Source organism: Bacillus sp. 05T31, assembly GCF_056396725.1.
Window position 1 is genome coordinate 1 of record NZ_JBFTMA010000896.1, and the last position, 1,421, is coordinate 1,421.

Below are 1,421 nucleotides of genomic sequence, written 5' to 3' on the forward strand. Positions count from 1 at the left end.
TCTATCGTTAATGTTATTGTTACTCTTGTTCCTAATCTCATTAGCCCTCTAACGATTTCTAGCTCTTGAGGAGAAAATGAATGGAATCCATCTATATAAATTTCCGCGCCTTTTACATACTCAGAGTCTGAAAGCTTCTCAATTAATAATTGTAAGTAGTCTTCTGAATCTAAATACTTTCCGATTAAAGCACGTTCAAAATCATCATATAGTAACTGTAAATCATACACTTTATTCGCTAGTAGCTTTTGCTCTGCACTACTGCTATGCGTGTCTAATTGTTGCCACATTTCATATACGTTAGACGGCGTCACATTGTAACGTTTAAACTCAGCAATCATACTACCAAGGTGTTCAAAGAAACCGTTTTGCTCCGCTGCTTTTTGAAACACAGATAGTCCATCTTTACGAGATTCTACAATTTTACGAAGCAACATATGTACACCCGCTTCATCAATATGAAGACGACTCGCTCCGCCAACTTCTTGCAGCACCTTCCAMGCTAATCGCGAAAAACTAAAAACTTGTGCCCGAATAGAACCTCTTACATCTTCGCTCCCAATTAACGCCTGCTGCGTTTGGAATGTCATCTGTTCTGGCACAAGATATAATATTGTTTTCCCTCTTGGGCGCTGTTTTAACTCTTCTTGCACTTCGTGTAAACAAAGTGTACTTTTTCCACTTCCAGCTCTACCAATCACAAATCGAAGTGACATGAAACCCCACCTTTCACTTACATAACGAACGTTAGTTTGCTATCACAATTGTATTATAGGACGATAAAAAAGACAAACATACTCGTTTGTCTTTTCCTTATACTTCATTTTATTATATCAGCCTTTTGAAAAATTCGTTTGTACCTCTTGAATCGGCCAATATCGTAAATCAACTTTACCGACAACTGTATCAGCTTTCACAAAACCGAAGTGCCTACTATCCCAGCTACCAAGGCGGTTGTCACCAACTACAAAAATAGAACCGGGTGGTACGAACTTTTCTTTCGTTAACTCTTCTAGTTTAAAATCGCCTGTTAATTGCCGTCCATTTGTCTCTTTCTTATACGTCTCTAAATAAGGTTCATCCACGAATTGTCCGTTTATATATAATTTATCATGCTTATATTCGATATGATCCCCAGGTAAACCGATAATTCGCTTTACATAGTCCTCTTTTTTATTCGCATGAAAAACGACGACATCAAATCGATTCAAGTCCCCTACTTGATAACTCACCTTATTCACAACGAGCATATTTCCATCTTGCAATGTCGGCATCATTGACTTCCCCTCTACAACGTACGTTGAAAAGAAAAACGTTCGAAAAAATACAGCTAATAGTACACCAATTAAAATTGTTCTTACCCACTCTAGCCCTTCTTTTTTCAAAGTTTTCTTCATTCGCTTCTCCCCTCGCCCTTTAAT

Annotated in this window: 1 protein-coding gene and 1 pseudogene; both read right to left on the reverse strand. The window is 37.8% G+C overall.

Going from position 1 to position 1,421, the window contains the following annotated elements; all coding sequences use genetic code 11:
• Positions 1 to 716, reverse strand: a pseudogene (locus tag AC1DJR_RS29650) (helicase-exonuclease AddAB subunit AddB); the annotation flags it as partial.
• 117 nt (positions 717 to 833) lie between these two features.
• Positions 834 to 1,397 carry a signal peptidase I gene (gene lepB, locus AC1DJR_RS29655; RefSeq protein ID WP_002011277.1) on the reverse strand — a complete coding sequence of 188 codons (564 nt, stop codon included), beginning with the start codon at positions 1,395 to 1,397 and terminating at the stop codon, positions 834 to 836.
• Between the last annotated feature and the right edge of the window lie 24 nt (positions 1,398 to 1,421).